The organism is Nonomuraea antri, assembly GCF_013283785.1.
Lineage (GTDB): Bacteria > Actinomycetota > Actinomycetes > Streptosporangiales > Streptosporangiaceae > Nonomuraea > Nonomuraea antri.
Map to the genome: position 1 here is coordinate 1 of NZ_JABCPZ010000382.1, position 5,867 is coordinate 5,867.

Below are 5,867 nucleotides of genomic sequence, written 5' to 3' on the forward strand. Positions count from 1 at the left end.
CGCGCCCCCTCCCCCGGAGGGGGCGTCCTCCAAAGGACCCGCACCCCCTCTCCAGGAGGGGATCTCGTCCAAGAGACCCGCGCCCGCGCCCCCTCCCCTGGAGGGGGTTTCGTCCAAGGGACCCGCACCCACGGCGGCGAAGTACTCCGCCCCGACAGGCGAGCCAGGCGCCAAGCCCCGGGCGTCGACGACCACCGCAGGCCCCAGGAAGCGCGACAGCGGCAGCTCGTCCAGCGTCGGCAGCGAGTCGTCGATGTGGAACGGCGCGTCCACGTGGGTGCCCGCCTGAGACCCCAGGTGCAGCCCCAGCACGTTCACCCCGTCGCGCGCCACGGTCAGCGCGGGCCCGATCGACACCTCGGGATCCCCGGGATAGACGGGCATCCCGCTCTCGATCGGCACCGACAGATCGACCAGTTCCATGGCACCCATGCTCACACGACCGGCTCACTCACCGGCGCCGTGCCGACGATCGGCGGCACCGGCCGATCGGCCGACCTGACCAGGCGCGGCCCCAGCGGCCCGTACACCTCGCGCGGCTCGGGGAAGGCGGTCAGCAGCGCCAGGTACAGCAGCGCCGCCACGGCCAGCCCCACCGGCAGCGAGACGTCCACCCCGCCGGCCAGGTCGCCCAGCGGCCCGACGAACTGCCCGGGCAGGTTCACGAACATCAGCGCCAGCCCCGCCGACACCAGCCAGGCGGTGAGCCCGCGCCAGTTCCAGCCGTGCGTGAACCAGTACCGTCCGCCGCGCTGACGCCGGTTGAAGACCTGCAGCGCCTCGGGGTCGTACCAGCCGCGCCGCGTCACGTACCCGAGCATCATGATCACCATCCACGGCGCGGTGCACGTGATGATCAGCGTGGCGAACGTGGAGATGCTCTGCGTCAGGTTCGCGGCGAAGCGGCCGACGAAGATGAACACGATCGACAGCGTGCCGATGAACACCGTCGCCCTGACCCGGGAGAAGCGCGGGAAGACGCTGGAGAAGTCCAGGCCGGTGCCGTACAGCGAGGTCGTGCCGGTGGACATGCCGCCGATCAGCGCGATCAGGCAGACCGGGACGAAGTACCAGGCCGGCGCGATGGCCAGCAGCCCGCCCACGTAGTTCGGCGCGGCCGGGTCCACGTACTCGGCGGCCTTGGTGGCGATGATCGACGCGGTGGCCAGGCCGAAGAAGAACGGCAGGATCGTGGCGATCTGCGACAGGAACGCGGCCGTCATCACCTTCGAGCGCGGCGTCGAGGCCGGGATGTACCGGGACCAGTCGCCCAGGAACGCCCCGAACGACACCGGGTTCGACAACACGATCAGCGCCGCCCCGATGAACGACGGCCAGAACAGCGGGTCACCGGCCGGCAGCGTGCCCGGGTACGACGGGTCGAAGTCCCCGGCGAAGGCGAACACGCCCAGGACGAACAGCACGGACGCCGCCGCCACCGCGATCTTGTTCACGAACAGCATGAACCGGAAGCCGTAGATGCAGACCACCAGCACGAGCCCGGCGAACAGCGCGTACGCGACACCGTACGAGAAGTCGCTGTCGGGCAGGCCGACCAGCCGGTGCGCGCCGCCGACGAGCGCGTCGCCCGAGGACCAGACGGAGATCGAGAAGAACGCGATCGCGGTGAGCAGCGACAGGAACGAGCCGACGACCCGCCCGTGCACGCCCAGGTGGGCCGAGGAGGAGACGGCGTTGTTCGTCCCGTTCAGCGGCCCGAACAGCGACAGCGGCGCCAGGATCAGCGCGCCGACCACCAGCCCGAGCACGGTCGCGGCCAGCCCCTGCCAGAACGACAGGCCGAACAAGATGGGGAACGCGCCGAGCACGCAGGTGGCGAACGTGTTGGCGCCGCCGAAGGCCACCCTGAACAGGTCGAGCGGCCGGGCGGTGCGGTCGGCGTCGGGAATGCGCTCGACGCCGTAGGTCTCGATCTCGGTGATGGAAGCGCTCATGTCTTCCCCTTCATCGCCAGCAGGCTGACGAGGTCGTAGGCCACGTGGGAGGCGGCGACCGAGGTGATCTCCGCGTGGTCGTAGGCGGGGGCCACCTCGACCACGTCGGCCCCGATCAGGTTGGCCCCGGCCAGGCCGCGCAGGATCTCCAGCAGCTCGCGGCTGGTGAGCCCGCCCGCCTCCGGGGTTCCGGTGCCGGGCGCGTGTGCCGGGTCGAGTACGTCGATGTCGACCGACACGTACAGCGGCCGGTCGCCGATCCGCTGCCGCAGCGCGTCGATCACCTCGTCCAGGCCGCGGCGCAGCACGTCGGCGGCGGTGACGATGCCGAAGCCGAGCCGGCGGTCGTCCTCCAGGTCCTTCTTGCCGTACAGCGGGCCGCGGATGCCGACGTGGCTGAGCGCCTCGGTGTCGAGAATGCCCTCCTCGACGGCCCGGCGGAACGGGGTGCCGTGCGTGTACTCGGCCCCGAAGTAGGTGTCCCAGGTGTCCAGGTGGGCGTCGAAGTGCAGCAACGCCACCGGGCCGTGCTTCCTGGCGGCCGCGCGGAGCAGCGGCAGCGCGATCGTGTGATCGCCGCCGATGGTGACGAGCCTGGCCTCGCCCAGGTCGTCCGCCGCGGCCTCGATGCTCTCGATGGCCTCGGCGATGTTGAACGGGTTGGCCGCGATGTCACCGGCGTCGGCGACCTGCACGGCCTCGAACGGCGAGACGTCCAGGCCGGGATGGTAGGGGCGCAGCAGCCTGGAGGCCTCCCTGACCGCCGCGGGCCCGAACCTGGCGCCCGGCCGGTACGACACGCCCGCGTCGAAGGGCACGCCCACGACCGCCACGTCGCACCGCTCGACCTGATCGAGACGGGGCAACCGGGCAAAGGTGGCGGGTCCGGCGAAACGCGGGACCTTGGCTGAGTCGACGGGACCGATGTGCATGTCCATGAGTGTTCGTCATGCCTCTGACCTGCGCAATTGTTACTTCCACGAACGTATACGGTGTGTGTTGTGGCTGAGCACAAGATGACCGTCGAGGACCTGCTGCGCTCGCCCGCCCTGCAACTCCGGGTGCTGGCCGGCGAGTCCGGGCTGGGCAGGTCAGTGTCGTGGGCGCACGTCAGCGAACTGGACGACCCCACCCCCTGGCTGCTCGGCGCCGAGGTGATCATGACCACCGGCATGGCCGTCCCGCGCACGGCGGCCAGGCAGCGCGCCTACCTCGAACGGCTCGACGACGCCGGGGTCTCGGCCCTGGCGCTGTCGGCCCAGCTCCATGTGCCGCCGCTGCACCGGGCGTTCTTCGAGGCCGCCGAGGAACGCGGGATGCCGGTGCTGGAGGTGCCGCTGGCGGTGCCGTTCATCGCGATCGCCCAGGAGGTGGCCGCGGCCGTGCGGGAGGACGCCAGCCATCGGCTGGGCGCGCAGTTGCAGGTGTTCGGCGCGCTGCGCTGGCTGGCCGCCGAGGACCTCGACACGGTGACGCTGTTCAAACGGCTGGAGCGGCTGTCCGGCTACGACGTGTACCTGTGCACCCGGCAGGGGCGTCCACTGCTGCCCGGGGTGCCGGTGCCGTCGCTGGAGGTGATCCCGTCCGAGCCGGACGCCCCGCCCACCATCCCCGGCGGCTTCGCGCTGCCGGTGCTCGCGCCGGGCGGGCCGGCCGGGTTCCTGGTGGCGTTCGAGCGCGAGGGCGCCAGGCCGGCCGGGCTCGCCGTGGTGCAGCACATCGCCACGGTCGCGGCGCTGCAGGTGGCGATGGCCAGGCACGAACGCGAGACGCTGCGCCGCGAAGGCGCCGAGACGCTGGCCGAACTGCTCCAGGAACTGCTCGACCCGGCCGCCGCCCGCCGCCGCCTGGCCAGGCTCGGGCTCCCGCTGGAGACGGAGTCGGCGCTGCTCGTGGTGCGCGGCGCCCCCGACGACGCGCTGCGCCGGGCGCTCGGCGACCAGCCGCACCTCATGCTCAGGCGGGGCGCGGACCACTACGTGCTCGGCCCGCCCGACCTGGGCGCCGCCATCGCCGCCGTCCCCGGCGTCCGCGCCGGCATGAGCCGCCCCTTCCCGCCCGGTGAGCCCCTGCGGGTCCCGCAACGCGAGGCCGTCTGGGCGGTCGCGCACGCCGCAGAGACGGGCAAGTCCCTCGTGCACTACGGCGACGACACCACCGGCCGCTGGCTCCCCGACGACGCCACGACACTGTCTGCGCTGGTGGACCACGTGCTGGGCGACGTGCTCGCCTACGACGAGGCCCACGACTCGGAACTGCTGACGACGGTCCGGGTCTGGATGGAACGCAACCGCCAGACCGAGAACGCGGCTGCCGCGCTGCACATCCACCCGAACACGCTGGCGTACCGGCTACGCAGGTTCGGCACGCTTACGGGGCGGGACCTGGGATCGAGCGCGGCGTTCGCCGAGGTCTGGCTCGCCATCCGCGCCGCCCGCCAACTGGGCCTGCTGGGACCTTGACGGGCGGGCGGCCGGACGGGCGGGCTACTGGCGGAACAGGTCCTCGGCGGAGTCGACGGAGAACGCCCGCAGGAGCCAGCCGTCCAGGGTGGTCTCGTCCTGGCAGGACAGGACCCGATCGCGTACCTGGTCAGGCACCGGGATGTCGCGCCCTTCGAGGATCTTCAGCACGGACTTGGCCTCGCCGCGCACCACGCCGCGTGCCTCACCTTCCTCGCGCCCCCGGGCCAGCAGGCTCTCGGCGTACTCGCCCTGATACTCGAAGGTCTGCATGGCCATGAGTCTTCCCCATTCCTTCTGTGGCTCACCAGTGAGCGACACGGTGATGTACCGAACGTAACGTGATGCAAGCTCTGAGTTGATGATGTTCAGGGCCGTGCTCAGGGTGGCGAGCACCTCTCCGTAGCGCGGATCGCCGCTTCGGGTGATCGCCGAGATCACGGCCAGCCCGATGTTGCTCTCCGCCTCCGCCACATCGGTGATGAGCGGAGTGTTGTGCGGGCCGATGACCATGGGGGTCAGCGTCAGCCCTGGATGTCCGGTCTCGATCGGCCGCTGCGCCCATCGGGCGACGCGCAGGGTGGGACAGATGACCACCAGACAGACCGGGCATTTCTCGCGGGAGCGGAAGTTGGCGATGTACTCCAGCCACGACCAGTACTTGTCGTGATCCTCCCCGCGCTGGGTCTCCGTGATGACGCCGAGCTTGTCCTCTCCCTCTCCGTAGAGCAGCGCACCGTCGGCGCGGCAGATGGACGGTGCGGCCTCCGAGAGATCGGGCGAGGCGAGCCGCGCCTTGCCTGATTCCGGCAGCCGCAGACCGAGCAGAGCCCGCAACGCCTGCGCCGTGTGTTCGAAATCGAGGACGCTGATTTTGGTCACGCCCTCGTGTTGTCCGGTGACCATGGCCGGAACATTACCAACTGCGTTCGATTCGTTACTCAGAGTTGGCAAAACTCAGGGTGGCGATTTCCCAGGCGCGTAGCGGTAGTCGGGCCGTCCCGTTCGTCGTGTCCAACGGCTCGGCCGGTCGGCCGCGTAGGTCGGTGCGGTGGGCGTGGGTGAAGGGGCCCTCGATCACGGCCTCGGTGTCCTCGGGGGTGAGTGCGACGAGCCGGAGTTCCCATCGGTCGTCGCGGCGGCGGAGTGAGGTCATGACGACGCCGTCTCCGCGCACCGACAGCCCCGTCGCGGGCTGGGGCAAGGGGAGGGACGGGTCGCCCAGGCCGGGCACCGGGAGCAGGTCGTGACGGAATGCCTCCGCGGCGGCCGGAATGTCCCGCCAGTCCCATGAATCCCGCCAGTCCCGTGGATCCCGCCGGTCCCGTGGATCCCGCCGGTCCCGTGGATCCCGCCAGTCCTGTGGATCCCGCCGGTCCTGTGGGCCCCGTCCGGCCGGGCCGTACGGCATCAAGGCCAGCGAGATCGCATGCAGGCCACGGGACTGGGC

At 71.1% G+C, this 5,867-nt stretch carries 5 protein-coding genes and 1 pseudogene; 1 reads left to right on the forward strand and 5 read right to left on the reverse strand.

All coding sequences use genetic code 11. From position 1 onward, the window contains the following. The 3 genes from HII36_RS52700 to speB form a co-directional block, all read right to left on the reverse strand. Positions 1 to 423: cyclase family protein (locus HII36_RS52700; protein ID WP_173530944.1), on the reverse strand; the 423-nt coding region annotated here is incomplete at its 3' end. Between the two features lie 11 nt (positions 424 to 434). Beyond that, on the reverse strand, positions 435 to 1,955 hold the full coding sequence (locus tag HII36_RS52705; protein WP_173530945.1) for a purine-cytosine permease family protein: 1,521 nt from the start codon (positions 1,953 to 1,955) through the stop codon (positions 435 to 437). After that, positions 1,952 to 2,893, reverse strand: a complete 942-nt coding sequence (speB, locus tag HII36_RS52710; RefSeq protein ID WP_173530946.1) for an agmatinase — start codon at positions 2,891 to 2,893, stop codon at positions 1,952 to 1,954. Before speB ends, HII36_RS52705 begins: the two co-directional genes overlap by 4 nt. Before the next feature lie 63 nt (positions 2,894 to 2,956). Between speB and HII36_RS52715 the strand changes: the two genes are divergently transcribed. Next, positions 2,957 to 4,417 (forward strand): PucR family transcriptional regulator, encoded by a 1,461-nt coding sequence (locus HII36_RS52715; RefSeq protein ID WP_328808295.1) that lies wholly within the window; start codon positions 2,957 to 2,959, stop codon positions 4,415 to 4,417. A 24-nt stretch (positions 4,418 to 4,441) separates the two neighbouring features. Here the strand turns inward: HII36_RS52715 and HII36_RS52720 are convergent, their stop codons facing one another. Together HII36_RS52720 and HII36_RS52725 are read right to left on the reverse strand one after the other, a co-directional pair. Then, entirely contained in the window at positions 4,442 to 5,323 is an 882-nt protein-coding gene (locus HII36_RS52720; RefSeq protein WP_173530947.1) for a hypothetical protein, read from the reverse strand. A 31-nt stretch (positions 5,324 to 5,354) separates the two neighbouring features. Further along, positions 5,355 to 5,867: pseudogene (locus HII36_RS52725) on the reverse strand (hypothetical protein); the annotation flags it as partial.

Coding starts and splice junctions, on each gene's coding strand:
- HII36_RS52705 (WP_173530945.1), bottom strand. CDS start 1,955: ATGAGCGCTTCCATCACCGAGATCGAGACCTACGGCGTCGAGCGCATT.
- speB (WP_173530946.1), bottom strand. CDS start 2,893: ATGGACATGCACATCGGTCCCGTCGACTCAGCCAAGGTCCCGCGTTTC.
- HII36_RS52720 (WP_173530947.1), bottom strand. CDS start 5,323: ATGGTCACCGGACAACACGAGGGCGTGACCAAAATCAGCGTCCTCGAT.